The sequence below is a fragment of the Arthrobacter sp. Hb9-2 genome (assembly GCF_059091165.1).
On sequence record NZ_JBNHGJ010000024.1, the window covers coordinates 36,799 to 63,380 of the forward strand.

26 protein-coding genes are annotated in these 26,582 nt (G+C 66.0%); 11 read left to right on the forward strand and 15 right to left on the reverse strand.

The window, feature by feature from the left end:
- The 7 genes from AC5RV1_RS14055 to ssd form a co-directional block, all read right to left on the reverse strand.
- Window positions 1-357 (reverse strand): Rv3654c family TadE-like protein, encoded by a 357-nt coding sequence (locus AC5RV1_RS14055; RefSeq protein ID WP_493994995.1) that lies wholly within the window; start codon window positions 355-357, stop codon window positions 1-3.
- A gap of 17 nt (window positions 358-374) precedes the next feature.
- Complete coding sequence (locus AC5RV1_RS14060; protein ID WP_493994972.1) at window positions 375-815, reverse strand: TadE family type IV pilus minor pilin; 441 nt, start codon at window positions 813-815, stop codon at window positions 375-377.
- Between the two features lie 128 nt (window positions 816-943).
- The gene (locus AC5RV1_RS14065) at window positions 944-1,294 is read right to left on the reverse strand and encodes a DUF4244 domain-containing protein (protein WP_493994973.1); all 351 of its coding nucleotides are present in this window, start codon (window positions 1,292-1,294) and stop codon (window positions 944-946) included.
- Between the two features lie 168 nt (window positions 1,295-1,462).
- Window positions 1,463-2,083, reverse strand: coding sequence for a type II secretion system F family protein (locus AC5RV1_RS14070; RefSeq protein ID WP_493994974.1), 621 nt, complete (start codon window positions 2,081-2,083; stop codon window positions 1,463-1,465).
- Complete coding sequence (locus AC5RV1_RS14075) at window positions 2,080-2,949, reverse strand: type II secretion system F family protein (protein ID WP_493994975.1); 870 nt, start codon at window positions 2,947-2,949, stop codon at window positions 2,080-2,082. The genes AC5RV1_RS14070 and AC5RV1_RS14075 overlap by 4 nt, the downstream gene beginning before the upstream one ends.
- A complete protein-coding gene (locus tag AC5RV1_RS14080) occupies window positions 2,946-4,211 on the reverse strand; it encodes a TadA family conjugal transfer-associated ATPase (RefSeq protein ID WP_493994976.1) in 1,266 nt (421 codons plus the stop codon). The genes AC5RV1_RS14075 and AC5RV1_RS14080 overlap by 4 nt, the downstream gene beginning before the upstream one ends.
- Window positions 4,208-5,272, reverse strand: a complete 1,065-nt coding sequence (ssd, locus tag AC5RV1_RS14085) for a septum site-determining protein Ssd (RefSeq protein WP_493949156.1) — start codon at window positions 5,270-5,272, stop codon at window positions 4,208-4,210. The genes AC5RV1_RS14080 and ssd overlap by 4 nt, the downstream gene beginning before the upstream one ends.
- A gap of 278 nt (window positions 5,273-5,550) precedes the next feature.
- Here ssd and AC5RV1_RS14090 point away from each other — a divergent pair, with 278 nt between their 5' ends.
- Together AC5RV1_RS14090 and AC5RV1_RS14095 are read left to right on the forward strand one after the other, a co-directional pair.
- Window positions 5,551-7,269: a bifunctional 3'-5' exonuclease/DNA polymerase gene (locus tag AC5RV1_RS14090; RefSeq protein WP_493949112.1), complete on the forward strand. Its 1,719-nt coding sequence runs from the start codon at window positions 5,551-5,553 to the stop codon at window positions 7,267-7,269.
- Between the two features lie 176 nt (window positions 7,270-7,445).
- Window positions 7,446-7,637 (forward strand): YegP family protein, encoded by a 192-nt coding sequence (locus AC5RV1_RS14095; RefSeq protein ID WP_493949111.1) that lies wholly within the window; start codon window positions 7,446-7,448, stop codon window positions 7,635-7,637.
- Window positions 7,638-7,720: 83 nt separating this feature from the next.
- Here AC5RV1_RS14095 and AC5RV1_RS14100 read toward each other — a convergent pair whose 3' ends face one another.
- From AC5RV1_RS14100 to AC5RV1_RS14110, 3 genes are all read right to left on the reverse strand, one after another.
- Window positions 7,721-8,398 carry an NUDIX hydrolase gene (locus tag AC5RV1_RS14100; RefSeq protein ID WP_493994977.1) on the reverse strand — a complete coding sequence of 226 codons (678 nt, stop codon included), beginning with the start codon at window positions 8,396-8,398 and terminating at the stop codon, window positions 7,721-7,723.
- On the reverse strand, window positions 8,395-9,189 hold the full coding sequence (gene nth, locus AC5RV1_RS14105; RefSeq protein ID WP_493994996.1) for an endonuclease III: 795 nt from the start codon (window positions 9,187-9,189) through the stop codon (window positions 8,395-8,397). Before nth ends, AC5RV1_RS14100 begins: the two co-directional genes overlap by 4 nt.
- 66 nt (window positions 9,190-9,255) lie before the next feature.
- Window positions 9,256-10,638, reverse strand: a complete 1,383-nt coding sequence (locus tag AC5RV1_RS14110) for a reticulon family protein (protein ID WP_493994978.1) — start codon at window positions 10,636-10,638, stop codon at window positions 9,256-9,258.
- A gap of 403 nt (window positions 10,639-11,041) precedes the next feature.
- On the opposite strand from AC5RV1_RS14110, the gene acs reads away from it, so the two are divergent.
- Together acs and AC5RV1_RS14120 are read left to right on the forward strand one after the other, a co-directional pair.
- The gene (gene acs, locus AC5RV1_RS14115; RefSeq protein WP_493994979.1) at window positions 11,042-13,051 is read left to right on the forward strand and encodes an acetate--CoA ligase; all 2,010 of its coding nucleotides are present in this window, start codon (window positions 11,042-11,044) and stop codon (window positions 13,049-13,051) included.
- Window positions 13,052-13,256: 205 nt separating this feature from the next.
- Window positions 13,257-14,048, forward strand: a complete 792-nt coding sequence (locus AC5RV1_RS14120) for a DeoR/GlpR family DNA-binding transcription regulator (protein WP_493949107.1) — start codon at window positions 13,257-13,259, stop codon at window positions 14,046-14,048.
- 21 nt (window positions 14,049-14,069) lie between these two features.
- Here AC5RV1_RS14120 and AC5RV1_RS14125 read toward each other — a convergent pair whose 3' ends face one another.
- Both AC5RV1_RS14125 and AC5RV1_RS14130 read right to left on the reverse strand, forming a co-directional pair.
- Complete coding sequence (locus AC5RV1_RS14125) at window positions 14,070-15,092, reverse strand: LacI family DNA-binding transcriptional regulator (protein ID WP_493994980.1); 1,023 nt, start codon at window positions 15,090-15,092, stop codon at window positions 14,070-14,072.
- 10 nt (window positions 15,093-15,102) lie between these two features.
- The gene (locus AC5RV1_RS14130) at window positions 15,103-16,308 is read right to left on the reverse strand and encodes a Gfo/Idh/MocA family protein (protein WP_493994981.1); all 1,206 of its coding nucleotides are present in this window, start codon (window positions 16,306-16,308) and stop codon (window positions 15,103-15,105) included.
- Between the two features lie 212 nt (window positions 16,309-16,520).
- Here AC5RV1_RS14130 and AC5RV1_RS14135 point away from each other — a divergent pair, with 212 nt between their 5' ends.
- From AC5RV1_RS14135 to aroQ, 5 genes are all read left to right on the forward strand, one after another.
- Window positions 16,521-17,465, forward strand: coding sequence for a carbohydrate ABC transporter permease (locus AC5RV1_RS14135; RefSeq protein WP_493994982.1), 945 nt, complete (start codon window positions 16,521-16,523; stop codon window positions 17,463-17,465).
- An 8-nt stretch (window positions 17,466-17,473) separates the two neighbouring features.
- Window positions 17,474-18,400 carry a carbohydrate ABC transporter permease gene (locus AC5RV1_RS14140; RefSeq protein ID WP_493994983.1) on the forward strand — a complete coding sequence of 309 codons (927 nt, stop codon included), beginning with the start codon at window positions 17,474-17,476 and terminating at the stop codon, window positions 18,398-18,400.
- Window positions 18,401-18,459: 59 nt separating this feature from the next.
- The gene (locus tag AC5RV1_RS14145; RefSeq protein ID WP_493994984.1) at window positions 18,460-19,797 is read left to right on the forward strand and encodes an ABC transporter substrate-binding protein; all 1,338 of its coding nucleotides are present in this window, start codon (window positions 18,460-18,462) and stop codon (window positions 19,795-19,797) included.
- Between the two features lie 156 nt (window positions 19,798-19,953).
- Window positions 19,954-22,134 carry an alpha-galactosidase gene (locus tag AC5RV1_RS14150; protein WP_493994985.1) on the forward strand — a complete coding sequence of 727 codons (2,181 nt, stop codon included), beginning with the start codon at window positions 19,954-19,956 and terminating at the stop codon, window positions 22,132-22,134.
- Window positions 22,135-22,268: 134 nt separating this feature from the next.
- The gene (gene aroQ / locus AC5RV1_RS14155) at window positions 22,269-22,727 is read left to right on the forward strand and encodes a type II 3-dehydroquinate dehydratase (RefSeq protein ID WP_493994986.1); all 459 of its coding nucleotides are present in this window, start codon (window positions 22,269-22,271) and stop codon (window positions 22,725-22,727) included.
- A 32-nt stretch (window positions 22,728-22,759) separates the two neighbouring features.
- Here aroQ and AC5RV1_RS14160 read toward each other — a convergent pair whose 3' ends face one another.
- Window positions 22,760-23,944: a MarP family serine protease gene (locus AC5RV1_RS14160; RefSeq protein WP_493994987.1), complete on the reverse strand. Its 1,185-nt coding sequence runs from the start codon at window positions 23,942-23,944 to the stop codon at window positions 22,760-22,762.
- A gap of 184 nt (window positions 23,945-24,128) precedes the next feature.
- Here AC5RV1_RS14160 and AC5RV1_RS14165 point away from each other — a divergent pair, with 184 nt between their 5' ends.
- Together AC5RV1_RS14165 and AC5RV1_RS14170 are read left to right on the forward strand one after the other, a co-directional pair.
- A complete protein-coding gene (locus tag AC5RV1_RS14165) occupies window positions 24,129-24,806 on the forward strand; it encodes a Crp/Fnr family transcriptional regulator (protein ID WP_009359192.1) in 678 nt (225 codons plus the stop codon).
- 137 nt (window positions 24,807-24,943) lie between these two features.
- On the forward strand, window positions 24,944-25,126 hold the full coding sequence (locus AC5RV1_RS14170; protein WP_493994988.1) for a hypothetical protein: 183 nt from the start codon (window positions 24,944-24,946) through the stop codon (window positions 25,124-25,126).
- Here the strand turns inward: AC5RV1_RS14170 and AC5RV1_RS14175 are convergent.
- Both AC5RV1_RS14175 and AC5RV1_RS14180 read right to left on the reverse strand, forming a co-directional pair.
- Window positions 25,123-26,034, reverse strand: coding sequence for an NUDIX hydrolase (locus AC5RV1_RS14175; protein ID WP_493949101.1), 912 nt, complete (start codon window positions 26,032-26,034; stop codon window positions 25,123-25,125). The genes AC5RV1_RS14170 and AC5RV1_RS14175 overlap by 4 nt on opposite strands.
- Before the next feature lie 14 nt (window positions 26,035-26,048).
- On the reverse strand, window positions 26,049-26,582 hold the full coding sequence (locus AC5RV1_RS14180) for a RidA family protein (RefSeq protein WP_493949100.1): 534 nt from the start codon (window positions 26,580-26,582) through the stop codon (window positions 26,049-26,051).

Consider the following 26,582-nt stretch of genomic DNA (forward strand, 5'->3'; position numbering starts at 1 on the left):
CTACGGCGGAGGTCCTGCCCGGGCATGGCCGGTAGCTGCACCCAAAATGGTTCTCCCCGTCAGCTCGGTGTGAACCTCAAGCGTGTGCCCCTCCCCCTCCGAGCAGCTAAGCACCGAGGCACCATGCCGGGCAGCTACCTCCGCAGCGAGCGTGCATGATTCCCCGTCCGTGATGCCGCGCAGGGCGTCGGCGCCGGCGAGAGCAGCAAGATCAGCGGCGGCGGCTGCCCTGCTGGCCATCACAGCCGACTGGCCCAGGAGCAGCAGCAGTGCCATGGCCATCATCACCACCAGGGCCAGTCCCGCGGCCAGCACGGTCCCGGACCCTCGTTCCCGGCTGTCCGTGCCGTGCTTCATCTTCACGCTGAAGCCCATCACCCGGCGCCATCAGCCAGCCGCACATGCAGCTGCCCGTTAGCCCTGCCGCCGTGGGCGCCCCAGTGGTCCGGCCGGTGCGGCCGGTGCGGCATTGCGGATGCCGTTTCACTGCGCGTCGAAGCGCGGGCAGTGAGCGTCCAGGGAATCGACGCCCCCAGCGGGCCGCCTACCCGATCCGTGACGGTCACACTCAGCCACTCCCCCTCTGCTGCGATAACCGTGGAGGCCGACGCACCCGAGAGGGTCCGGACGATCCTTTCCACTTCGGCGGAATCGTCACCGCGGGCCAATGCCCGGGCGCCGGCCCGTGCTCCCTCTTCCAAACGCAGCTGGGTAACACCGGCCGCCGCACCTGCAAGGAGCATTGCCAGCAACAGCAGGACCGCAGGCAGCGTCACGGCGAATTCCGCGGTGACTGCACCGCAGGACCCTGCCACGTGTCCGCCTTGGCTACGGCAGCGATCCCATAGCGGGCAGTACCGGGCGACTCCCGAAAATGGCCACGGACCCCTCCGGTTGCCTGGACCCGGAGGCAACCGGAGGCGCCACGCGTCCGGTGCACAGGTCATGGCAATGCCAGTGCCGTGCGGATCAGGTTCAGCAGGAACCCCCGTACTTCCTCGCTGCGAAGGATCAAGACCAACAGCCCTGCAAAGCCGACGGCTGCGAGAGTCGCGATGGCGTACTCAGCGGTGGCCATGCCAGCTTCCGACCCCATGAGGCGGCGCACGCCAGAACCGTGACGCGGAAGAGTTGCTCCAGGGTAAAGCTCCACGACGTTGGCCGGCAATCCAGCGGCGCCAGCGCCGCGGGAATACGCGGCCTGGCGGCCGTTCAGGCGTCGTTTGGGGTTCGCTCGGGATGCGGCGAGTGCTGCGGCTCCGGCGGCGTAGTGGCGGTCCTGGTTGATGGACATGGGCTGTTTCCTTTCTCTGGGCCGGCAGGGCTGCCGGCTTCTTCGACTCTTCCGGGCCCGGCTGCAACCGCTAAGGCCTGGGCTGGTGTAAGTGGAAAAGTCAGGTCTGTTCCCCCTGTGGAGGGAAAGAGCGTGTCTTTGTGCTGCCGGCCGGCACCCTTGTGCCGGCTAGGATCCGGACGGCACCAGGGCAAGCAGGACGGGTACCACGCCCAGGCAAATGAAGGCCGGAAGTGAACACAGGCCCAGCGGGACCACCAGCTTCACGCCCAGCGAGGCCGCCCGCTTCTCAGCAGCACGAAACCTTTCGCGGCGGAGCCTGGCAGCCTGCGCATAGAGGATGGCGGAGGACGGCGCCCCCGTGAGTGCCGCGAACCCCAGCGCGTCCCGCAGCTCCAGGATTTCGGGAAGCCGGACTGCTGAGCTGCGCCACGCCGTTTCCCAGTCCGCTCCAATTGCGAGCGCCGAAACAACCGGCCGGAGAGACGCCCTGTACTCGGTGGAAGCACAGGCCGACACCAGTTCGAGGGAACGCCCAATCCCGGACCCGGCATCCAGCATGGCTGCCACCAGTTCGAGCATCATTGCGGTGTCCCTCAGGCCATCGGAACCGGCCCGGTTCCGCGGCCGTCCCTCCGCAGCCGGCGGATCGCTTCCCGAAACGTGGTGGCCGGCCGATGGCAGGTTGATGAGCCGCTTGCGTGCACTGCCCTTGCCAGGACACAGGAGCCACGCCGCCGAGGCCATGGCAAGGAAGATCGAAATTGCCAGAACAGTAGATTCGGTCATGGCACTCCAGCACCGGCCGCTGCTGCCACCAGCTTGGCGGACCACACCCTGCCCGCCACGGTCAGCGCAATCCCGGCCGCCAGGGCTGCGAGCCCCAGCGGAGTTCCCAGCAGTGTGGCCAGCGGGTCCACGCCAAGGGCGATTCCCAAGCCCAGTCCCATGAGCGGAAGCCAGGTCAACAGAGTGACCGTGGCCCTGGGTCCGGCGAGCGCTGTCTGGCGGGCGGCGTCGGCGTCGTCCTCCACTTCGAGCTGCGCCGCGAACCTGGTGAGTACGTCGGCCAGGGGGCAGCCACTTGCTTCTGCGATGTCGAAGCAGGCGGCCAGTTCCGACCAGATCCGGAGTTCCCTGTCGGGCCGCGAAAAGGCTCCAGATAAGGAGCGGCGGATGGCCTCCGATACCGGCGTTCCGGTGCTGGCAGCCGTGCGGGCTGCAGCCAGTACCACGGCCGAGCCACCGCTCAGGCCGCTCGCCCGCAGCCCTGCGGTTTCTCCCTGCGCCCGGCCGGACGGTGACCATGGCCGGGCCCCGGAACCAAGGCCGGACGCAGTCAAGGCTGCGGCCCCCGGTTCCGCGGCAGTGCCATAGACAAACCACAGCTCGTCCCACAGCCGGGCCGGAGTTCGCCCGCCTTTAAGCAGGGCAGCCAGTTGCTGAACCACAAGAGTCATGGGCACTGCGGAACCATATATTGCCGCTCCCCTGGCGCCGGGCCTGAGCCACCGGAACCGGCGGCCCGAGCGACTGCCTGTTGCTGAGGGAGCAAGACTGCCGGCTGCGCGGCGCAGCCTCGCTGGCGCGCCGCGGGGCGGGCGAAGAATCAATAACGCAGCCAGCACCAGAGCTGCTGCAAGGTAAACGGTCACAGGGTGTTCCCCGGCTCCAGTCCAAGCCGGCCGGCGAGGGCGGGCCATGCCGGACCTGGAACGGCGGCGCCCCCTGGTGCCTCCAGGGCGGACAGCACGTGAAGACCGGTGGGGCCGCCGGCAATGACTCCAATACACGTCACTTCCCTGCCGCGGCTGGTCCTTTCGACGTGGATCACCACGTCCAAGGCACTGGCCGCCTGAAGCTGAACACCTTCCGGGCTTAACCCGGCGAGCGCACCCAGTGCCGTGAGCCGGGCGGGCACCGCAGAAGCGGTATTCGCGTGGATGGTTCCGCCCCCGCCGCTGTGGCCGGTGTTCATGGCTGTCAGTAATTCGCGTACCTCGGCGCCTCGGCACTCCCCGACCACCAGCCGGTCAGGCCGCATGCGCAGGGCCTGCCGGACAAGCTCGCCCAAGCTCACTTCCCCGCCGCCTTCAAGGTTTCCGTGCCGGGATTCGAGGGAGACCACATGCGGATGGACGGGGTTCAGTTCCAAAGCATCCTCAATCAGGACCAGCCGCTCCTCCGGGGCACAGAGACCGAGCAAGGTGGACAGCAGGGTTGTCTTGCCGGAACCTGTGGCGCCACTGATCAGAAAGCTCAGCTTGAGTTCCAGCACCTTTCCCAGCACTTCCTTCACGAGGGAGCCGAACATGCCGGCAGCCTGCAACTCGTCCAAGGTGAAGACCCGCTCGCGGCGGATCCTGATGCTGAGCAGCGTTCCCGCCGTGGACACCGGCGGCAGCACGGCATGGACGCGGTAGCCGCCCGGCAGCCGCACATCCACGCAAGGTGAACCGTCGTCCAGGCGGCGCCCTCCTGCGGCCACCAGCCTGCAGGCAAGTGCCCGCAGCTGTGTCTCTTCGGCGAAAGCCACGGCCGCGCGTTCAATGCCCCGGCCGCGGTCCACCCAGACGGAATCCGGTGCATTGACGAAGATATCCGTAACCGCCGGATCCCGGGTGAGCTCCTGCAGCGGTCCCAGCCCGTTCAGCTCCGCGCTGATGCGCTCCACCGCCGCAAGCGACCCCGCCGTGCCCAGCAACTTGCCGGTAGCCTGAACGGCGGCTGCCACCCGGGACGGCGTCACTGCCCCCGCGTCAGCCATCATGGACTCACGGACCGATTCCAGTAGTCCTGAGTCCACTGGAAGGCGGGCATCCCGGCGTGGATCACGGCGCTGGCTTTCAATGTTTCGGGTACGCCGCCGCAGTCCGTCCACCGGTCCCGCTCCATGCGGAGAAGGCTGCTGCCTCATCCCAGCTCGCCTGCGGGCAAGTCATCCCCGAGGGAATCGAGCACGGAGGCAGCAAAATGCCGGACGTTCCGCCGCCTGCCCAAGTCCAGGAGGCGGCCGGACTCCATGGCCGCACTGACACCGCGAAGCTCAGGAACGCGTCCCTGCACGGGAAGCCCGATGGCCTCGGAAATGAGGGATCCGTCCAGTGCCGCCCCTGGCCTGCCCCGCACCAGAAGCGCAGCTTCAATCGGCGGAAACTCCTGAAGCAGGCGTACGGCTGCGACAGCAGCCTTCAGCTGCGCGGGAACCACCATCATGATGCGGTCGCAGTCCCACGCATAGGACTGCAACGGACCGGTTCCCCTGCCAATGTCCACCACCACCAGCTCATACCCCCGGCGAGCGGCATCCAGCACCCCAGTGGTGGTAGCCGCTGCTACCGGAACAGGTTGTTCCCGGCTGGCGGGCCAGGACAGGAACGAGAATCCCCCCGAGACCGGAAGCGAGTCAGAAAGCTGGCCGGGATCGATGCTGCCACGGGCTTCAGAAAGATCAGGCCAACGGAGGCCCGGTGTCTCTTCCGCAGCGATGGCAAGTTCCAGCCCGCCGCCCCACGGATCGCCGTCAACGAGCAGTACCCGGGCACCCATGCCGGCGGCCGCCTGGGCTATCCAGATGGCCGCGGTGGTGGCTCCGGCCCCGCCGCACCCGCCGGTGAGGCCCAGGATGAGTCCGCCAGGGCCCGGAGACCGGGAGCGGCTCAGGTGATCCGCGAGCCAGGCAGCGGCATCCGGCAGCACGGCCACCCTCTCCGCGCCGAGGGCTGCAGCCAGGTGCCACAGGCTGTCACCTTCACCATCCAGTCCCACGAGGACGGCTGGTGCCCGCCGCCGGGGCGGCAGTTCACGGATATCACTCCCCACCAGAACTGCCGCTGCGCCGTCCCAGTACCTGCCGCCCTCAAGTGCATCGGCTACCACGCGAAGTTGGGCCCCCGCGGCGGCGACAATGCGCTCCACTTCGGCCCGCAGGAAGGCGGAGGAGGTGACCAGCAGCACCTCTTCCGCACCGTCGGGCAGCCACGCGCCTCCGCTCCCGCCCGGATCCCCGCCGTGAGCCACCCCATCCGGCGGTGCCCCCGGGAACACATCAGCGATCCGCCCGAACGAGGGCGCAGACCGGCCGGGATCAACGTGGGACGGGGTCAGCTGGTGCCTGCTCATGCAGCCACTGTCCCGCCACGAACCGGAGGGGATAAGGGCAGCGAGTCCGTATGTGAACAACGCCGGTTCCACCCGCCCTGTGCAGGAAGAGTCGCCCGGCATAAGGACCGTCGAAGACAAGGCAGAATTGGACCATGTACCTCCTGCTAGCCGCCCACCCCCAGGGCGCGGTCCTGCAGGAACTCACACAGGCCGGCAGCCCCCATCCGTCCAACCCGGAACCCTCGCCTGTCAGCCTAAGTGAACTGGCCGCCGTCGTCCGTGATCTTGAACGCCGGCCGCGGGGCGGGCAGCCGCCACGCTGGATCTGGCACCGGACCCAGGACTGGTACCCGTCCCTGCTGGCGTCCGGGGTGGAACTGGACCGGTGCTATGACCTGCATCTGTGCGGAAATATTCTTGCGCACTCGCAGTTCGCCGCCCACAGTGACTACGCCTTGAACTCGGACAAGGTGACGCTCGATGACCCGCAGCAGCCGCCCCGGGCCCTCCAGCCGCCTACGCCGTCACCGGAACAGGACGCGCTTTTCGACGATCCGGACACCGGCTTCAGCCCCCGGCACACCCTTGAGGACCTTCGGGAGGAATACGCCGCGCAGCAGGTGGCCCTGGCGTCGGTCAGCCCCGAGGAGAACCGGCGCAACCGGCTGCAGCTTCTTCTGGCCGCCGAATCCGCCAGCGCCATGATCGCCGCTGAAATGCAGCATGCCGGGGTCCCCTGGCGGGAGGACCTGCACGAGGAGATCCTGGCCGATTATCTCGGCCCCCGCCCGCCCGCGGGCCACCGGCCGGCAAAACTGGAGGCGTTGAACCTTGAACTGCGCGGCATATTGAACGCGCCCACGCTGAACCCGGATTCCCCGCAGGACCTGATGCGTGCCCTGCACCGAAACGGGATCGAGGTGAAAAGCACCCGGCAGTGGGAGCTGAAGGAATCGAAGCACCCGGCCATCGCCCCGCTCCTGGCATACAAGAAACTGTCGCGCCTGCACGCGGCCAACGGGTGGGCCTGGCTTGATGCGTGGGTGGCCGGCGGCCGGTTCCGCCCCGAATATGTGGTGGGCGGCGTCGTTTCGGGCCGCTGGGCATCAAGGGGCGGCGGCGCCCTGCAGATTCCGCGCCAGATCCGCGGCGCCGTCCACGCCGACCCCGGGTACAAACTGATCGTCGCGGACGCCTCCCAGCTTGAGCCCCGTGTGCTGGTTGCCTTGGCAAAGGACTCGACCATGGCCGAGGCCGCCCGGGACAAGGACCTCTACGCAGGCATTGCCGCGAAGGGGTTCGGTGGCGACCGCGCCAAAGCGAAAATGGCGCTGCTGGGAGCCATGTACGGAGCCACCTCCGGTGAGGCAGGGCGGCTTATGCCACAGCTCGCCAAAACGTATCCCCGGGCTGTGGACTTCGTGGAACGGGCCGCCCGCGCCGGTGAGTCCGGCGGAACGGTCAGCACCCGGCTGGGCCGCAGCAGCCCGCCGCCGTCGGACCGGTGGTTCCAGAGCCAGCGCTCTTCGTCGGCCGAGGAGCAGCGCCGGGCGGAATCGATTGCACGTTCCAGAGGGCGTTTTACGCGCAACTTCGTGGTCCAGGGCTCGGCGGCGGACTGGGCTGCGTGCTGGCTCGCGGAATTACGACGGCGGCTGCGCACCTTGCACGCGGAAGGTTCCGGCCGGGCGGAACTCGTCTTCTTCCTCCACGACGAGGTGATGGTCCATGCGCCGGAGCACTTGGTCGATGCCGGCATCAGGGCGATCGAGGACGCCGCCAACGCCGCCAAGGAACTGCTGTTCGGACCTATCCCCGTGGAGTTCCCGGTGAGCGTCGCAGTGGTCGATTCGTACGACCACGCAAAGTAGGACCTCCTCCCGGATGCTTCCCAAAGAGGGCCCGCACCGCGACATTCGTCGAGAAATGTAACCTACCCGGCAGTAGCTCGCCGGGCTGCGGTGACGCGGGTTACAGTCTTGTGGTGACTGAAACAGATCGGTCCAAAGGTTGATGCAACGACGCACACCAAGGGGAGGTCCGGCATATGGCGGGCAGGTTTGAAATACATCGGGTAGGGGACGAGTCGTACCGGCTTAGGCTGACGGACGCGGACGGCAACATCGTTGCCGTTTCACCAAACTTCAAGTCCCTCAACACCTTAGTTGAGGGCATCAACGCCATGCGGGAGAATGCGGCCACCGGCATCGTGGTGGATCTCCGCCAGAAGCAGGCCTGACCGCTTGGGACGAGAGAAACCAGCCGGAGCCAAGGACGCCCGGCGAGGTAAATGCCGGCGAGTGGAAGCCACGCAAACAGAAGTCAGACACCCATCGGATGGACCCGGTCCCGGTCCCACGGCACAGCCCACCCGAGTTGCTCAAAGAGTCCGTTCAGGACTATTCCCGTAAATCCCCAAACCACCACACCGTTGACGGTGAACGCGGGGCTGTCGAAAGTACGGCCGGCGCGGTGGACCGTGGCCATGACCCTGTTGTCCGGGTCCAGCAGGTCCCGGACGGGGACCCGGAACACCTGGGCGGACTCGGCATAGTCCACCACCCGGATGGGCGATGGCGACCGCCACCACCCGAGCACCGGCGTGACGAGGAAGTTGCTGTGCGCGAGGCCGAGCTCCTGAAGGGTGCCCAGGACTTCAACGCCGTCCGAGTCCAGACCCGTTTCTTCCTCCGCTTCGCGTAAGGCCGCCTCTACTGGCGTTTCCCGGGCGTCAATGCTGCCGCCCGGGAAAGCCACCTGCCCGGGATGGGATCCCAGCGTGTGCGCGCGCTCCAGCAGTAGGACATCAAGGTCTGCCGGTGCCAGCGGCTTCCCGGACACAGCCGGAACGTCATCCAGCGCACCGAAGAGCATCAGCACCGCCGCCTTGCGCGCCCGTTTCGCGTCCACGGTGAGGGTTGCCCACAGGGGGTCAGGGGAGGCAGCCGATCCCGCCTCCGCCCTGCGCGCCAACTCCATCAGGTCCTCGCGGGCGCTCACGGTCTCCTCTTTTGGGATGCCATCCTGATTTCGGCTGCCCTGTGCGTTTCAGCCTGCAGTTGTGCCAGCAGGGCTTCGCTGCCCGGAGCGAGTTCGTACTTCAGCAGCTTGGCCGCCTTGACCGGATCTGTTTCGCCTAAACCGTAACTGGGGCACCAGTTGGCGACGGGGCACGCCCCGCACGCTGGCTTCCGGGAGTGGCACACGCGCCGCCCGTGGAACACCACCCGGTGGGACAGCATGGTCCAGTCCCGCTTCTCGAAAAGCTCGGCGACGTCGTACTCGATCTGGACCGGGTCCTCCGACTGGGTCCAGCCGAATCTGCGGGCGAGGCGGCCAAAGTGGGTATCAACCGTGATGCCGGGGATTCCGAAGGCGTTGCCCAGCACCACGTTGGCAGTCTTGCGTCCCACGCCGGGCAATGTCACCAGGTCCTCCAGCCGCCCCGGGACAACGCCGTTGTACTCGTCCACTAATTTGGTGCACAGGGCGATGAGGCTGCGCGTCTTGGCCCGGAAGAACCCGGTGGGCTTGATGATGTCCTCGATCGCTGCCGGATCCGCCTCTGCCATGGAACGCGGGTCCGGATAGCGGCCAAACAGCAGCGGGGTGATCTGGTTGACGGTGACGTCGGTGGTTTGCGCCGACAGAACGGTGGCCACCAGCAGTTCAAACGGGTTGCGGAAATCGAGCTCCGCATGGGCATAGGGGTATTTCTCCGCCAAAGCCCTGTTGATGCGCCTCGCCCGGCGCTTCAGCCCAAGCAAGGACTCCTGGGACACCACGGGCATGCCCGTAGCCTGGCCGGCGGGTACTGCCGACCCGCCGGCCTTGGAAGCCCGGGGTGAGGCCATGCGTTAGCCGCGCTCGATATTGCTGAGGTCGCGCAGCACGCCCAGCCGCCCGTCGGTGTGCTGGACCAGGAACTCATGCCCGCGGTCCTCGAGGGCAAGCACCCAGCCGCCCGGCTCAATGACGAAGGCAGGCGCCCCGGTACGGGGATCGAATGCGGTCCGGTGCTGGGCCACAGCAAACCAAAAAGCCTCGTGGATGGGCTGTTCCTCTGATTCCTCCGGCCGGCTGGCCGGGTCCACTGTTGCCCCGATGGGCTCCTCGGCCCGGACCTGCTGATGCACGGCCGTCGCTGCGGGCGGCTCCCAGGTACCCCGGGCCGCAGAACCAGCGGGGGCATCGCCGTCATGATGCGCCAGGGCGGAGGAGCCGTTGGCTCCGCCACCCCTCACGGGCACATCTCCGAACTGCGTCTCCTCGGCGGCGGGCGCAGAGGCAGGGCGTACGACGTCGGCTGCCTGGGTGGGCGGGCCGGCATCACCTTCCGGAGCACGCTCGGAAACTTCAGGGGCGGTGGAGACGGGGCCGTTCGCTGCGGGCCCACCGGCCGCAGTAACGCCGGCGGTTGGGACAGCAGCAGTGGCGGGTGAAGGGGACGCAGCTGCCGAGGGAACCGCGGCTGTCGCCGGCGGCTGGTAAGAGGCTCCGGTCTGGACTGCGGAAGATCCGGCCCCGGCACCGCCAAACAGCTTGCCGCCGGCAGCGCCGAGCAACTTCCCGACCCCGGGCTTGGAAGCGGAAGCGGACTCCGGGCCGCGGGAGTCTGCCGTGTCCGACCCGGCCTTCGGCGGTTTGGGCGCCCGCGGCTTCCGTACGGGAACGGCAGCCTCACGGGCCACCACATGGGCGGGGATTTCCGCACGGTCCTGGAAATCCGGGGAGATGTAAGGAAGGAACCGGCCCAGGACGGTCACGGCGAAAAGCACTACCGCGCCGATCAGGCCCACCATGAGGCTGGGAACGTAGGCTCCTGCCACGGACAGGAAGAAGAAGGCAACAGCGAACGACGCCACCACGGACGCGAACTGGTCGATGGACAGCGAGCCGATCCTGATCTTCGTACCCGGTGCCAGCCTCCGCGCGGCGAAGAGTGCGCTCACCGCCAAGGGCAGGACGATACCCAGCCCCAGGAAGAAGAGGTTGTTCAGGTTCCAGAGGTTGTAGCGACCGCCGAACATGGGAAGCAACGAAGCGACAAACAGGATGACGGTACCGGCAAACACTGCCAGGTCCCGGATGGTGAACGGACCGAGCACGGCCTCATTGCCATTCCGGCCCTTGACTCCGGTGGCGGCCTCCGGGCCTGCACCGGGGGCCGAAGCGGTGGCGGGCCCCGAGCCTGCCTCTGTGTCGGGGCCGGTTTTCTGGCCGAAGCTCTGCTGGTTCATTCTGTTCTCCTTAGCGTGGCGGCACCGGGGCTGTGGCCCGAAACCGTGCCGTCGTACGGCGGTTCCGTCCTTTCCAGGCTCTTGCCAAGCCCGGGAAGGACGGTCCGCAGTGAAGTCACAATCCCATCTCAGCCTAGTCAACAGCCTTACTGATCACTAGCTGGCCATGCCGCCGGGCAGCCGCCGGGGACTGCGCGTGGAACCATTCATCGCTTAATAAATGCCGTTCGCGGGCTGGTCTGTGACACCGCACACATCCGCTGCCCCCACGCATTAGTCTTGATTCCGGAACAGCTCTTTGCGGAAGACCCGTGGGCAGCCGGTGCCCGACGTCGTGCAGGCGGCGGAGCCCGGCCGGCAGCGGATCTCCGCGCAGCAAAGATCGATCAATGATGAGGTTCACATGTCCCAGGACACTCCAAGCTCCACCGCCACTGCGCCCTCAGGCTCCGGGCAGGGCGGCCAGCAGGGCGATGCCTTTGAAAACCTGCTGCACGAAACCAGGGCGTTTCCACCGTCCCCGGAGTTCGCCGCTGACGCCGTGGCCACCGCCGCGGAGTATGAAGAGGCTGCTGCTGACCGGCCGGCTTTCTGGGCCCGGCAGGCGCGGGAGTTGCTGACCTGGAGCAAGGACTTTGACCAGGCGCTTGACTGGTCCAACCCGCCGTTCGCGAAGTGGTTCGTGGGCGGGGAAGTCAACGCCGCCTACAACGCACTGGACCGGCACGTGGAGAATGGTCGCGGTGACCGCGTGGCCATCTACTTCGAGGGCGAACCCGGCGACACCCGCACGTACACCTACGCCCAGCTGACGGAAGAGGTGAAGAAGACAGCAAATGCTTTCGAGTCCCTCGGCGTGGTCAAGGGTGACCGGGTGGCGGTGTACCTGCCGATGATCCCGGAGGCCGTCATCACGCTGCTCGCCTGCGCCCGGATCGGCGCAGTGCACTCGGTGGTGTTCGGCGGCTTCTCCGCCGACGCGCTGCGCTCCAGGATCGAGGACGCCGAGGCCAAACTCGTGGTAACCGCGGACGGCACGTACCGCCGCGGCAAGCCCAGCGCCCTGAAGACCGCTGTTGATGAGGCCCTCGCTAAGGACGGCCATACGGTGCAGAACGTGGTGGTGGTCAAGCGCAACGGCCAGGACGTGGACTGGCATGAGGGCCGGGACCACTGGTGGGGGGACACCGTGGACGCCGCCTCCACCGAGCACACCGCGGTTGGCCACGACTCCGAACACCCGCTGTTCATCCTCTACACGTCCGGCACCACCGGCAGGCCCAAGGGCATCCTGCACACCACCGGCGGGTACCTTACCCAGACCGCGTACACGCACAAGGCAGTGTTCGACCTGCACCCGGACACGGACGTGTACTGGTGCACGGCCGACGTCGGTTGGGTCACCGGCCACTCGTACGTCACCTACGCCCCGCTCATTAACGGCGCCACCCAGGTGATGTACGAGGGCACCCCGGATTCCCCGCACCAGGGCCGCTGGTGGGAGATCGTGGAAAAGTACAAGGTGTCCATCCTCTACACCGCCCCCACCGCGATCAGGACGTTCATGAAGTGGGGCCGGGAAATACCGGACAAGTACGACCTGTCCTCCCTCCGCGTCCTCGGCTCCGTGGGCGAGCCCATCAACCCTGAGGCCTGGATGTGGTACCGGAAGGTCATCGGCGGGGACCGGACCCCCATCGTGGACACCTGGTGGCAGACCGAAACCGGTGCGCAGATGATCGCCCCGCTGCCCGGCGTCACCGCGACCAAGCCCGGCTCCGCCCAGGTGCCGCTGCCCGGCATCGCCGTGGACGTGGTGGACGAGATGGGCGAATCCGTACCCGACGGACACGGCGGCTTCCTGGTAATCCGCGAACCGTGGCCGGCAATGCTGCGCGGCATCTGGGGCGACCCGGAACGGTACAAGGACACCTACTGGTCCCGCTTCGAAAACATGTACTTCGCCGGGGACGGCGCCAAGAAGGACGAAGACGGCGACATCTGGCTCCTGGGCCGCGTGGATGACGTCATGAACGTCTCCGGGCACCGGCTCTCCACCACGGAAATCGAATCGGCCCTGGTCTCCCACCCCGCCGTGGCTGAAGCCGCCGTCGTGGGTGCAGCGGACGAGACCACCGGCCAGGCCGTCGTCGCGTTCGTCATCCTCCGCGGCGACGCAGTGGACTCCGGAGATGAGATCGTCCAGGAACTCCGGAACCACGTTGGCAAGGAGATCGGTCCCATCGCCAAGCCCAAGAACATCCTGGTGGTCCCGGAACTGCCCAAGACCCGGTCCGGCAAGATCATGCGGCGCCTGCTCAAGGACGTCGCCGAAGGCCGCGACCCAGGCGACGCCACCACCCTCTCAGACCCGACAATCATGCAGCAGATCGCGGCGTCACTCAGGAAATAAAGGGAGAGGATTGGCGGTCATCCTCCGAGGAATGTGCAGTCGCTGGTTCCAGGCCGGCGCTTGCAGCTGATGGGTGGGAGTTATCCGGACGCGTGCGTCAGAGGCGAGGGACGAGCCAGCACGCGGAGGATGACTCCCACCCATCAGCGTGGTGGGCACCCTAGACTGAGAGCAGCCCCGCCCCCTGCCCGAAGGAACCGCCCAGATGCTCGCCGTCGCACGCCACCAGGCTATTTTGGACGCTCTTCAGCGGGAACGGGTTGTCCGGGTCTCGGATCTTGCCCACCAACTGGGGGTGTCCCTCATGACAGTGCGGCGCGACATCGAAGTACTGGAGGAAGGCGGCCGCCTCGAGCGTATCCACGGCGGCGCGAAGATTCCGGGCGACACCAGTACCCATGAGCCTGGCTTCGACCTCAAGTCCACCCAACTGACTGCCGAGAAACGGGCCATTGCGGTGGCGGCTGCCGGGCTGGTGCAGGAAGGCATGGCCGTGGGCCTCAGTGCGGGAACCACCACCTGGGCGCTGGCCAAGGAACTCACCAACGGGCCCCGGATCACTGTTGTCACCAACTCGGTGCGCATTGCCGACCTGTTCCATCACGGCGCCTCCGCCGGTTCCGCCCGCTTCGCCTCCACGGTGATCCTGATCGGCGGCGAGCGCACGCCGTCGGACGCTTTGGTGGGCCCCATCGCCACAGCGGCGCTGAAGCAGCTGCACCTGGACGTGCTGTTCCTAGGCGTTCATGGCATGGATGCCGCAGCCGGGTTCACCACACCGAACCTGTTGGAAGCCGAGACGGACCGCGCGTTCGTGGCAGCCGCGCGCAAAACCGTAGTGTTGGCCGACCACACCAAATGGGGACTGCTGGGCATCAGTTCCATCGCCTCGTTAGAGGAAGTGGACGAGGTCATCAGCGATCCCGGCCTTGGATCCGAGGCACAGCGCATCCTCCAGGAGCGGGTGGGCCGGCTGCGGCTCGCCGCCCTCGAGTAGCACGCCCTTTAGTAGCAGCCGCTACGTGCAGCCGCAGGATTGCCTGACATGCAGGGTGGTGTCGAAAATCCGGTGCCGGGGTTTCTCCCCACGGCTGGCTCCCACCAGCGCCGCTACCGCTGCCTCCGCCATCACGGCAACCGGCTGTTCCACCGTGGTCAACGGAGGCCATGAGTATTCGGACTCGGCGGAACCGTCAAAGGATGCCACTGCGATATCCCGCGGAACGTCCAATCCTGCTTCATGGACCGCCCGCAACAGGCCGATAGCCTGCATATCCGATGTGGCGAAAATTGCTGTGGGCCGGTTCACCGACGCCAGCAGCCGCTGGCCGGCAACATAACCGCCGGGCCGGTTAAATGCGCTGTACACAATCGGCCCCTCCGGCAGGCCCGCTTCCTGCAAGGCTTCCCGCCAGCCCACCTCACGGCCGTCAGTGGTGCCGGAGACGTTGGTACCCATGGCCAGGCCGATGTTTTTGTGTCCATGGCCAATCAGGTGCTCCACAGCGATCCGGGCGCCGGCTGCCAGATCCACGCCAATGCTGTTGAAGCCGGGCGCATCCCGTTCTTGGTTCAGCAGGACCGAAGGGATGTCTGCCGTTTCCAGGACCTCCAGGTCGGGTTCAAAAAGGACACTGGCCAGCAGCACCCCGTCCACCTGCCGGGCGGCAAGGTTGCGGATGTTGCGCCGCTCCTTCGCCAGGTTTCCGTCGGAGTTGCTGAGCACCAGGGCGTACCCCAGGGCTGCCGCAGCATCCTCCACGGCGTGCGAGAACAGCGAAAAGAAGGGGTTGGAGATATCCGGGACCACAAGCCCCAGCGTTTCACTGGAGCCCAGCTTTAGCGCGCGTGCCGCCGCGTTGGGGCGGTAGCCCAGGACGCGGATGGCGTCCTGAACCTTGGCTTCGGTGGCCGGTGCCACCTTCTTGGGCCCGCCGTTGACAACGTAGCTGACGACGGCGGTGCTGACGCCGGCGTATCTCGCCACGTCCTTGCGGGTCACCGGGCCGCCTCGGGCAGCCTGCACGGCCGGAGTAGTCATGCTGTCCATGTTAGGTACAGGTACCCGGCGCATCGCCGAAGTCACGGATGGGAAGCCGTGCGCCGCCCTGGAGGGCCGACTGGTGGGCCACGATCCCCGGGAGGGTAAAGCGGGCGGCCACCCAGGCGTTCACGGGAGGAACGGTGCCGTTGTTGACGGCGGTCACGAAGTCGTCCACGAGGAAGTGGTGGCTTCCTTCATGGCCGTTGGGTGCGCCGCGGAACTCCTCCGGAAGCCGCTCGGGATCATGAACCGGGGCCAGGCCGGAAACGAAGGCGTCCCTTAGTTCAACTGCCACGTTGGCCAGGGAAGGATCATCCAGGGACATGCTGGGATGGGTTTCCAGCTGCTCCGAAATGTCGTGGACGTTCGCTTTGTCCTGCCAGACGGTGACTTTCGCCAGCTGTTCGAAGCTTCCCTCGGTCCCGAAGAACCGGAACCGGGCTTCGCGGATGTGTGAGGGGTAGCCCACGCGGCGCATCTCGTTGGTGCGCATCACGCCGCCGTCGTTCAGTTCAAACAATGCCGTGGCGTTGGAGAAGTCGTTTCCGAACATGCTGACGTCCCTGTCGAAGACACCGTCATTGCGGTCATCCTTGACCCCGACGCAGCTGACGCTGACGGCATGGGCGGGAACCGCACCCAGTACTCCGCCCACGGCATGGGTGGGATACAGCATGGGCGGGTAGCTGGCGGTTTCCTTCCAGCGGTCACCTCCGCTGTACTGGTACGCCTCGTAGAAGCCCAGGTCCATGTCGTGGACGTAATCGCCCTCGGTATAGAAGATCCGGCCGAACTTTCCGGCGGCATGCTGCTTTCGCGCGTACACCGTGGCCGGGTTGTAGTAGCTGGTCTCCCCCATCATGTACACCAGGCCGGTGTCCCGGACAGCTTCGATGATGCTGGCAATTTCCTCCTCGGAGATTGCCATGGGGACAGCCGAGTAGACGTGCTTGCCGGCGCGGAGCGCCTGCTCCACCAAGGGTCCGTGCGTCCAGCGTTGGGTGAAGATGGCCACGGCGTCGACGTCGGAGGCAAGCAGGTCTTCAAAGCTCGCCTTCGATCCGGCCAGGTGATAGCGGTCCACTGCCTCCGTAGCGCGTTCCGGCACGTCGTCCGCCACATACACGGCGCTCACGCCGGGGTGCAGATTGAAGAGGTGGGCGAACTGGCTGCCGAATTGGCCAGCGCCTACTACGCCGATTGAGAACGTCATTGTCTGCCTTCCGTGGAGGTAAGGAGGGGTCGCCGGGCAAGCGCTGTCCCTCAAGAGGCCAGTGTTGCAGCACAATCTACTCGAGTCAACAGCGCAATCGGAGGGAGGAAGTTCACACCTGCTGCTAGAGAAAAATTTCTTGCTACCCCCTTTCTACTCGTGTAGATTCCTTTCCAGTTGTTACCCCCATCACAGTCAGGAAAGGGTCGAAGATGACCACCCTTGCCAAACACTCGAGATCCGCTTCGCCCGCTTCGGCGTCCTCCCCCAGGCCGCAGGGCAGCCACCGCCGTTTCGGCGACCTTAAGATCGCACTGCTTTTCATTGCCCCGGCAATGATCGGGTTCATCGTTTTCTACGTCGTTCCGACCATCCGGGGCCTGTACCTCAGCTTCACGGAGTACAGCATCCTCGGTGAACCGGAATGGATCGGCCTGGACAACTACACGGCGATCGCCAAGGACCCGCTGTTCTGGAATTCCCTGGCTGTCACCGGGCAGTACGTCTTCATCAACATCGTCGTCCAGACTGCCTTGGCCCTGGGCCTGGCCCTGCTGATGCACAAGGTCGCGAAGTCCACCCTTATCCGCGGCGCCCTCCTGCTGCCCTGGATGATGTCAAACGTCATCGCAGCACTGCTCTGGTTCTGGATGCTCGACTACCAGATCGGCGTGGTGAACCAGTTCATCGAATGGGCCGGCCTCCCCCGCGTCGCGTTCTTCGGAAGTGAGGAGTGGGCCATCCCCACCCAGGCCCTGATCAACACCTGGCGCCACATGGGCTACACCGCCCTGCTCATCTTCGCCGGCATGCAGGCCATCCCCGGCCACCTCTATGAAGTGGCCAAACTTGACGGTGCTTCACCGTTCCAGACCTTCCGCAAGATCACCATTCCCCTGCTGCGGCCGGTGCTGGTCCTCGTCCTTGTTGTCACGGTCATCGGCTCATTCCAAGTCTTCGACACCGTTTCAGTCACCACGGGCGGCGGGCCGGTTAACGCCACCCGCGTCATCCAGTACTACATCTACCAGCGCGCCTTCACCGAGTCGGACTTCGGCTACGGATCCGCCATCGCCGTCATTCTCTTCCTCATCCTCGCCCTGGTGGCCTTCATCCAGATGAAGTTCCTCAAGGGCAACGAGTCGGACCTGGACTAGGAGCCCGCATGACCACCACCACGAGCCGCGCACCGCTGCCGGCCGCAACCCGCCGTCGTCGTCCCTTCAACCCCCGCCGTGCGGGTGCCTGGGCCCTCCTGGTCCTCGCGATCGCGGTCTCCGTCCTCCCGTTCCTCTGGGTGCTGCGCACAGCGTTGTCAACAAACGCGGCGCTGGCTTCGAATTCAACAAGCCTGCTTCCCGCGGAATTCACCTTTGGGGCGTTTATGCGGGTGTTCGGGCTACAGAGCCCGGCCGACGCCGTCGCAGAAGGCGGCTCCGGTGCCGCCATCGATTTCTGGCTCTACCTGCGGAACTCCATCATTTTCTCCTCCATCACCACTGCCGGGGCCGTGTTCTTCAGTGCAATGGCTGCCTACGCCTTTGCCCGCCTGCGCTGGAAGGGCCGCAACGTAGTGTTCAGCCTGTTCCTGGGCACCATGCTGGTCCCGCCGATCTTCACGGCCCTGCCCAACTTCCTGCTGATCAAGAACCTGGACCTGCTCAACACGATGCTCGGCATGGTCCTGCCGTACGTGTTTATGACCCCGTTCGCCATCTTCTTCCTGCGCCAGTTCTTCCTGAACATGTCCCGCGAGGTCGAAGAGGCAGCCATGCTCGACGGCGCCAAGCACCTGCGCATCTTCTTCCAGATCATCCTCCCCAACGCCGCAGCACCCCTCGCCACGCTCGCACTGCTCACCTTCATCGGCCAGTGGAACGAATACTTCTGGCCCCTGCTGGTCGGTTCCCAGGACGACGTCCGCGTACTCCAGGTGGGGCTGGGCGTCTTCAAATCACAGTCCCCGCAAGGAGCGCCGGACTGGTCCGGCCTGATGGCAGCAACCCTCATCTCGGCCCTGCCGGTACTGATCCTCTTCGCCGCCTTCGGCAAGAAGATCGTCAACTCCATCGGCTTCTCCGGCATCAAATAGGTACCCGCCCCTCATTACCTCCTGCACTCCCATCCCATTCCCGAACGGAAAGTAGAACCATGAAGAAATCCCTCGGCGCCGTTGCCGTCGCCGCAGCCGTCGCGCTCTCCCTGTCCGCCTGCGGCGGATCCTCCTCCGAAGAAGCCGCCAAGGGCGAAATCAGCTACTGGCTCTGGGACGCCAACCAGCTCCCCGCCTACCAGCAGTGCGCTGACGATTTCACGAAGGCCAACCCGGACATCACGGTCAAGATCACCCAGCGCGGCTGGGACGACTACTGGAGCACCCTCACCAACGGTTTCGTCGGCGGCACCGCCCCCGACGTCTTCACCAACCACCTCGGACGCTACGGCGAACTGGCGGAAAACAAGCAACTGCTGCCGATCGACGACGCCGTCGAAAAGGACAACGTGGACCTGGCCGGCTACAACGAGGGCCTCGCCGATCTCTGGGTGGGCCAGGACGGCAAGCGCTACGGCTTGCCCAAGGACTGGGACACCATTGGCCTGTTCTACAACAAAGCGATGCTCGCCGGCGCCGGCATCACCGAGGACCAGATGAAGGACCTTACCTGGAACCCGCAGGACGGCGGCAGCTACGAAAAGGTCATCGCGCACCTCACCGTGGACAAGAGCGGCAAGCGCGGCGACGAACCCGGCTTCGACAAGAACAACGTTGAGGTCTACGGCCTGGGCCTGAACGGCGGCGGCGACTCCTCCGGCCAGACCGAATGGAGCTACCTCACCAACACCACCGGCTGGTCCCACACGGACAAAAACCCGTGGGGCACCCAGTACAACTACGACGACCCCGAATTCCAGGCCAGCATGGACTGGTTCGCCGGCCTTGCTGACAAGGGTTACATGCCCAAACTGGAGACCACCGTTGGTGCCGCCATGGCCGACACCTTCGCGGCCGGCAAGTCCGCCATCAACGCCCACGGCTCCTGGATGATCGGCCAGTACACCGGCTACAAGGGCATCGAAGTCGGCATCGCCCCCACCCCGGTGGGTCCGGAAGGCGAACGCGCGTCAATGTTCAACGGCCTCGCCGATTCCATCTGGGCCGGGACCGAGAAGAAGGGCGCTGCGATCAAGTGGGTGGAGTACCTCGCCTCGGCTGACTGCCAGGACGTCGTAGCCTCCAAAGCCGTCGTCTTCCCCGCCCTCAAGTCGTCCTCGGACAAGGCCGCGGAAGCCTTCAAGGCCAAGGGTGTGGACGTCACCGCGTTCACCGAGCACGTCAAGAACAAGACCACGTTCCTCTACCCGATCACGGATAACACGGCCAAGGTCAAGGGCATCATGGAACCGGCCATGGACGCCGTCGTCTCCGGAAAGGCCCCCGCCAGTTCCCTCACCCAGGCCAACGAACAGGTCAACGCCCTCTTCAAGTAGGCCTTGCCCCACGGCGTGGTTGCGTATGTGGTCGCAGCCACAGCACTGGATGCCGCCGTCTTCTCCTCGCGGCGGCGGCATCCGGCCCATCCTTTTCCCCTCCGAGCTACCCGTTCCGCGTCACCGGACGCACCCTTGAGCACCGAAAGAGATCCTATGGACCCCCTCCACCTCCGTTCCGCCGGCACCAGCCTGGTGATCAGCTTCGACAGCGGGGAGGCCGAGATCATCCACTGGGGCGCAGATCTTGGCAGCACCCTGCCGGACCTCACCATCCTGGGCGAGCCGGTCCCCCACTCCGCGGTGGACGCCACCGTTCCAGCGGGCCTCCTCCCGCAGGCATCCTCCAGCTGGCGTGGCCGTCCCGGCCTCCGCGGCCACCGCATTGCCGACGGCGTCTCCGGCCTTGACTTCTCCCCGCGGCTCCGGGCGGTGGCAGCGCGCATTGAGGGCAACAGGGCGGTCATCAGCCAGGCCGATCCGGAGGCTGGGCTCTCCGTGGAATCCAGCCTGACACTGCACGACGGCGGGCTGCTGGAGCTGCGCCACACCGTCACCAATGACGGCACCACCCCTTACCAGCTGGACGAACTGGCGACGGTCCTCCCGGTGGCCCCGGACGCCGTCGAACTCCTTGACCTGACCGGCCGCTGGTGCCGGGAAAACCACCCGCAGCGCCGGGCCATCCAGCAGGGCACGTGGGTGCGGACCGGCCGCCACGGGCGCACCGGGCACGATTCGTCCCTCCTGCTGGCCGCCGGCACCGCCGGCTTCGGGAACCGCCACGGCAAAGTCTGGGCCACCCACCTGGCGTGGAGTGGAAACCACGAGCAGTTCACTGACACCCTCGGCGACGGCCGCACCATGATCGGCGGGTCGGAACTCCTGGGACCGGCCGAGGTCATCCTCGAGCCGCAGGGCACGTACACCACGCCCTCCCTGTTTGCCGCCTACTCCGACCGTGGCCTGGACGGCATCAGCGAGGCCTTCTACAGCTGGTTCCGGTCCCGCCCCCACCACGTCCTCCCCACTGCCGGCGGCGGCAAGCCGCGCCCGGTGGTGCTGAACACCTGGGAAGCTGTCTACTTCGACCACAACGTGTCCACGCTGATCGAGCTCGCAGACTCCGCCGCGGAGCTCGGCGTCGAACGCTTTGTCCTCGACGACGGCTGGTTCCGCGGGCGCCGCGACGACCACGCCGGCCTGGGCGACTGGTACGTGGACGGGTCCCTGTGGCCCGACGGTCTGGCTCCATTGATTGATGCCGTGACATCGCGGGGCATGGAATTCGGCCTGTGGGTGGAGCCGGAAATGGTCAACCTCGACTCGGACGTTGCACGTGCGCACCCCGAGTGGATCGTGGGCCCGGCAGCCCTCTCCCACAAGGACGGCGGACGCCTGCCGCTGGAGTGGCGGAACCAGCACATCATCGACCTGGTCAACCCCGAAGCCTGGCAGTACATCTACGACCGCATTGATGCCCTCCTGACCGAAAACAACATCAGTTACCTCAAATGGGACCAGAACCGGGACCTCCTGGAGCATGGCCACGCCGGACGCTCTTCCGTGCACGAGCAGACCCTTGCGGCCTACCGCCTGTTTGACGAGCTGAAGAGGTCGCATCCCGGCGTCGAAATTGAAAGCTGCTCCTCCGGCGGCGCGCGCGTGGACCTGGGGATCCTGGAGCGCACGGACCGGATCTGGGCCTCGGACTGCAACGACGCGCTGGAGCGGCAGAGTATCCAGCGCTGGACCGGGCTGGTGGTTCCGCCGGAGCTGGTGGGCGGGCACGTTGGCCCCACCACCTCGCACACCACAGCCCGCACCCATGACCTGTCCTTCCGTGCCATTACGGCCCTCTTCGGGCACTTCGGCATGGAATGGGACGTCCGGCAGGTTGCCGGTGCCGAGCGGGAGGAACTCAAACGGTTCATCGCGCTGTTCAAGGAACACCGGGACCTCATCCACAGCGGACGGATGGTCCGCGCCGACGTGCCGGACGAGTCGCTGATGCTGCACGGTGCGGTTTCCGGAGAGTCGCCTCAAACAGGCACGACGGCGGCGCTGTTCGCCTTGGTCAGCACGCGCACCGCGTTCGCCGAGCAGCCCGGCAAGATCACCATCCCCGGCCTTGAGCCGGATCGGACCTACCGGCTGGAGCCAATCTCGCCGGTTCCCGGTGACAGCGACTACGCGCACACCTTCACGCAGGTCCAGGCCCCGGCCTGGCTGGCCGACGGGGCAGTGGCGAACGGCCGCTTCCTCGCCGAGGTGGGCGTGCCCATGCCCATCCTCAACCCCGAGCACGCACTGCTGCTTCGTTTCACGGCGCTGTAGCCTCCGCGGGCCAAATGAAGGCTGCCCTGGCGTTCCGTGTTCTTTTGAGCTGCGGGGAACGCCGGGGCAGTCTTCGTCGCTGACGGGCACCGCAAGAATGCGCGGCAGCCCGCCCAGGCGATAGATTTGCTCGCATGACCGAACCCTCTTCATCAATCAGCCGCGGCACCATCCTGGTAATCAATGGGCCCAACCTGAACCTGCTGGGCACCCGTGAACCCGAAAAGTACGGTACGTCCACCCTGGCTGACGTGGAGGAATTAGCCGCCCGGACTGCAGGGGCACACGGGTTCGTGGCCGAGTGTGTCCAGTCAAACCACGAGGGCGTCCTGCTGGACACGATCCACGCCGCCCGTGGAAACGCCGTTGGCATCGTCCTCAACGCCGGCGCCTTCACGCACACGTCCGTTGCCTTGCGGGATGCCCTTGCCGCCGTGCAGCTGCCGGCGGTCGAAGTGCACATCACCAACGTTCACCAGCGCGAAGAGTTCCGGCATCACTCGTTCCTGTCGCCGGTGTGCACCGCCGTGATCGTGGGCGCTGGCGTATTCGGCTACAAACTGGCCATCGACTACCTGGCTGAGGTCCTCTAGGTTTTCCGCTGCGGCCGGTTCCGGAGGCGCTGCTACTTCTGGATGCACTGCCCCGAGGAAACGGGAGCACTCAACGACGGCGCCTGCGCTGCGACCGGGTTGAGGTCGTCCATGGTGATGGCGAACCCCATCTCTGCGTCCGACGTCGCCTTGGCGAAGATCACTCCCGCCACCTGGCCGTCGGTGGTCAGCAGGGGACCGCCGGAGTTTCCCGGCTGGACGTTTCCAGCAAGCCGGTAGATCTCTTCCGGCGAGGGATTGCTGCCGTAGATGTCCGGCACCAGCACCGTCGTGATGTCCTGGACGGTGGCGGGCCGGGACTGGAAGGGTCCGCCATGCGGGTAACCTGCGAACGCGGCTGGGCTGCCACTGGGCAGGTCCGCGCTCAGTGCCAGCGGTTGGGCAGGCAGGTCGTCGACCGCCAGCACCGCGAGATCATGCCGGGTATCAAAGTAAACCACCCGGCCGGGCATTGCGCCGCCGTCGGGCATCTCCACGACGGGTTCCGACACGCCCGCCACGACGTGCGCATTCGTTACCACCCGGTCCTCGGAAACAACGAAGCCGGTGCCGGTCTGGTTCTGGCCGCACTGGTATGCCGTGCCGGCGATTCTCAGGACTGATTCAGCCGCCCTGTTCAGGGCCGGGGTGTCGGTACTGGCGTTCGGCACGGGCACTGTCGGGCCCTGGTCCAGGCCCTCAATCAAGGTGGGAATGCCGTTACCGATGACTGTTGAGCGCAACTGGGCCATGGTGGCTTTCACCGGGTCCGGAGTCAGGCCGTCGATGAAACGGATAACCCTGGATTCGGCCAGCTGCTGGGAAACAAAGGGCACGCCGAGGGAGCTGACACTGAAGGCCAGCATGGACATCACCAGCGCGGAAACCACCAGGTTGACGGCGCCGCCCACCAGCCGGTCAACGGCCCGTAGGGGCCGAATCCGCACTGCGCCGCGGACTTGACGGCCGATCATGGTTCCGAGGCCGTGCCCCAGAACCACCAGTGCGACGGCGGCGGCCACAATGGCGGTCAGCCTCCACCCGGAGTCCTCAACGAAGCCGCTCACAAGGGGGACCGCGAAAAATGCCGCCACGGCTCCTGCAGCGAATCCGGCAATACCGCCAACTGTTACAAGGAAGCCGTTGCGAAGACCGTAAATCAAGTAGGACAGCAGCGCCAGGATCAGGACCAGGTCCAGGACAGTCAAGCCGACCACTAAGGCTCCTTATCAACAGTTGAAACCTCATTCTAGTGGCGTACGCTGACAATCTTCTGTGGGTCCCCTTCGCCTGTGGCACCCGCCGCTTGGGGGTTTTGGCTGCCAAGTTCGTCACAGAACCTTGAAAATTCTGAAACAATGGCACAAGCGCCACAGCCGACACTTTTATTCAGGAGATTTTATGGACATCGAGGTACTGCGCCGAGCACCCCTTTTCGCCACGCTCGACGACGACGCATTCCGTCTGCTGACGGACGAGCTGACCGAGGTGGACCTTTCCCGCGGTGCTTCGGTTTTCCGTGAGGGCGACCAGGGCGACCAGCTCTACTTCATCGTTTCCGGCAAGGTGAAGCTTGGGCGTACCTCCCCCGACGGCCGGGAATCACTCCTTGCCATCCTCGGCCCGGGTGAGCTCTTCGGGGAGATGGCCCTGTTTGATCCCAGCCCGCGCACGGCCACCGCCACCGCGGTTTCCGAAACCCGCCTGGCTGGCCTGAAGAATGAAAGCCTGAACAACCTGCTGCGCACCCGTCCCGAGGTTTCCGCGCAGCTCCTGCAGGCTCTTGCCCGCCGGCTACGCCGCACCAACGATTCCTTGTCAGACCTCGTATTCTCCGACGTTCCCGGCCGCGTCGCCAAGGCCCTCCTGGACCTCGCGGACCGCTTCGGCCGCCCCGCAACCGACGGCGTCCTGGTGGCCCATGAGCTCACCCAGGAAGAACTGGCCCAACTCGTCGGCGCCTCCCGCGAGACCGTCAACAAGGCCCTGGCCGAATTCGTCCAGCGCGGCTGGCTGCGCCTCGAAGCCCGCGCCGTCGTCATCCTGGACATGCAGCGCCTCCGCCAGCGCTCCCGCTAGTCCCAACAGCATAAAGGCCGCCCCAAGGGGCGGCCTTTTGCGTTTGTCCGCGGAACGCCCCATCACCTCCCGCAGCTTGCGAAACCAAAGCCATGGAGGCAACCAAGCGGTAAAATTGGACGTAGAGGTGCTTGGCGATGTCCGTGGCTATGGCTGTTGTTTTGATCCTGCTGGGGTTGGCTTCCCTTGCCGCGGTGATCGGCACGGTGGTCCTGGTGATCAAGGACGGCCGGGGCCAGATTCCGCTGGAACCGTCTGTTCGGCCTTGGACTGCGGGGAACCTTCCGAGCCGCCCGTACTCCACGCTCCGCCGAATTTAGCGTTCGCGCTGCGGGTCCCCCGCGACGGTTTTCGCAGCTTCCACTTCAAGCAGCAGCCTGCCGTCTTCTTCCACAAGCCGCGGCTGGTACACATGGGCTTTGCGTTTATAGCTGAGGTACGCAATGCAGCCGTTCGCAGCCGCCATCTTTTCGAGCATGATCTCGGACCCGGGCACCAGGAGCTCGCCGAGGGTGCGGCCCACGGTGTTTTCCTGGCCCACCTCATCGCCGAGGGCTGTGGTGTCACGTCCCGCGATGAGATCGGCAGCGTTTACCCACCTGCCCCACACCCCCTTGCCTTCCAGCAGTGTGGGCTGCTGGTTCAGGGGCACGGTGGCTGCGAAGTAGCGGGTGTCGAACCTGCGGTGGGCGAAGTCGGGGCTGCGCCAGTTCACGAGGGACTTCAGCAGATCGGTCCGGACTGACAGCCCGCGCTTCGCCAGAACCTCCGGGAAGGTCTTTTCCTGTTCGGCAACGGCAAGGCGGGCGCGCATGAATTCCGGCGTGGATGTGGCCTCGACGGTACTCGCCATGTCGGCGCCGGCAAGCAGCACACCGGTTTCCTCAAAGAGTTCCCGGATGGCGCCCACCACGTGGCGCCGCGCCAGCCCGACGTCGTCCGTTCCCATCTGCTCAGCCCAATGCTGTGGCGAGGGGCCCAGCCAGCCGACGGGATCGTCGTCGGCAGCGTCCAGGGAACCGCCGGGGAACGCGAGGACCCCCAGCGGCGAGGAACCGGGCCGGTAGGCCAGCCACGTTTCCAGGCCGGTGGGGGAATCACGCAACAGGACAACGGAAGAAGCGAGGCGCGCTGCCCGCGGGGTCCGTTCGCCGTGTTCGAGCCAGCTCTGCGCTGCCCCTTCAAGATCCTGGGGAAGTGCAAACAAGCGTCGGGCGAGCTGAGGCAAAGGAAGAACCGGTCCTAGCTGAATTCGGCGATCAGTTCGACCTCTACAGGAGAGTCGAGCGGCAGTACAGAAACACCCACGGCGGAACGTGCGTGCTGGCCGGCGTCACCCAGTACACGGCCCAGCAGTTCCGAGGCACCGTTGATAACGCCGGGCTGTCCCGTAAAGGAGGGATCGGACGAGACGAAACCCACAACCTTGACGATGCGCGTGATCCGATCCAAGTCTCCGATGACGCTCTTGACGGCGGCCAGGGCGTTGACGGCGCAGATTGCGGCGAACCGCTGGGCGTCCTCAGGGGAAACCGTGGGCTCATCCGCAAAGCCTTCGGTGCCGACGGAAACCTTTCCGGTGGCTTCGAGCTTGCCCTTGACGAAAGGCAGCTGTCCGGAGGTGTACACGTGGTTGCCGGAAATCACGGCAGGGACGTAGGAGGCGACCGGCACGGCAACCTCAGGAAGTGAGATTCCCAACTCGGCAAGGCGCTGCTCAACAGCTGAGATGGGTGCGGCAGCGGTGCCGGACGGGGCTTCTGCGGAGGCGCTCAT

Excerpts from the sequence above, each read along its gene's own strand:
- AC5RV1_RS14120 (WP_493949107.1), top strand. The coding sequence starts at position 13,257 with ATGCTCGCCGTCGCACGCCACCAGGCTATTTTGGACGCTCTTCAGCGG.
- AC5RV1_RS14165 (WP_009359192.1), top strand. The coding sequence starts at position 24,129 with ATGGACATCGAGGTACTGCGCCGAGCACCCCTTTTCGCCACGCTCGAC.
- AC5RV1_RS14130 (WP_493994981.1), bottom strand. The coding sequence starts at position 16,308 with ATGACGTTCTCAATCGGCGTAGTAGGCGCTGGCCAATTCGGCAGCCAG.
- aroQ (WP_493994986.1), top strand. The coding sequence starts at position 22,269 with ATGACCGAACCCTCTTCATCAATCAGCCGCGGCACCATCCTGGTAATC.
- acs (WP_493994979.1), top strand. The coding sequence starts at position 11,042 with ATGTCCCAGGACACTCCAAGCTCCACCGCCACTGCGCCCTCAGGCTCC.
- AC5RV1_RS14150 (WP_493994985.1), top strand. The coding sequence starts at position 19,954 with ATGGACCCCCTCCACCTCCGTTCCGCCGGCACCAGCCTGGTGATCAGC.
- AC5RV1_RS14080 (WP_493994976.1), bottom strand. The coding sequence starts at position 4,211 with ATGAGGCAGCAGCCTTCTCCGCATGGAGCGGGACCGGTGGACGGACTG.
- AC5RV1_RS14140 (WP_493994983.1), top strand. The coding sequence starts at position 17,474 with ATGACCACCACCACGAGCCGCGCACCGCTGCCGGCCGCAACCCGCCGT.
- AC5RV1_RS14125 (WP_493994980.1), bottom strand. The coding sequence starts at position 15,092 with ATGACTACTCCGGCCGTGCAGGCTGCCCGAGGCGGCCCGGTGACCCGC.
- AC5RV1_RS14145 (WP_493994984.1), top strand. The coding sequence starts at position 18,460 with ATGAAGAAATCCCTCGGCGCCGTTGCCGTCGCCGCAGCCGTCGCGCTC.
- AC5RV1_RS14180 (WP_493949100.1), bottom strand. The coding sequence starts at position 26,582 with ATGAGCGCCTCCGCAGAAGCCCCGTCCGGCACCGCTGCCGCACCCATC.
- AC5RV1_RS14090 (WP_493949112.1), top strand. The coding sequence starts at position 5,551 with ATGTACCTCCTGCTAGCCGCCCACCCCCAGGGCGCGGTCCTGCAGGAA.
- AC5RV1_RS14070 (WP_493994974.1), bottom strand. The coding sequence starts at position 2,083 with ATGACCGAATCTACTGTTCTGGCAATTTCGATCTTCCTTGCCATGGCC.
- AC5RV1_RS14095 (WP_493949111.1), top strand. The coding sequence starts at position 7,446 with ATGGCGGGCAGGTTTGAAATACATCGGGTAGGGGACGAGTCGTACCGG.
- AC5RV1_RS14065 (WP_493994973.1), bottom strand. The coding sequence starts at position 1,294 with ATGTCCATCAACCAGGACCGCCACTACGCCGCCGGAGCCGCAGCACTC.
- AC5RV1_RS14135 (WP_493994982.1), top strand. The coding sequence starts at position 16,521 with ATGACCACCCTTGCCAAACACTCGAGATCCGCTTCGCCCGCTTCGGCG.
- AC5RV1_RS14170 (WP_493994988.1), top strand. The coding sequence starts at position 24,944 with ATGTCCGTGGCTATGGCTGTTGTTTTGATCCTGCTGGGGTTGGCTTCC.
- nth (WP_493994996.1), bottom strand. The coding sequence starts at position 9,189 with ATGCCCGTGGTGTCCCAGGAGTCCTTGCTTGGGCTGAAGCGCCGGGCG.
- AC5RV1_RS14055 (WP_493994995.1), bottom strand. The coding sequence starts at position 357 with ATGAAGCACGGCACGGACAGCCGGGAACGAGGGTCCGGGACCGTGCTG.
- AC5RV1_RS14110 (WP_493994978.1), bottom strand. The coding sequence starts at position 10,638 with ATGAACCAGCAGAGCTTCGGCCAGAAAACCGGCCCCGACACAGAGGCA.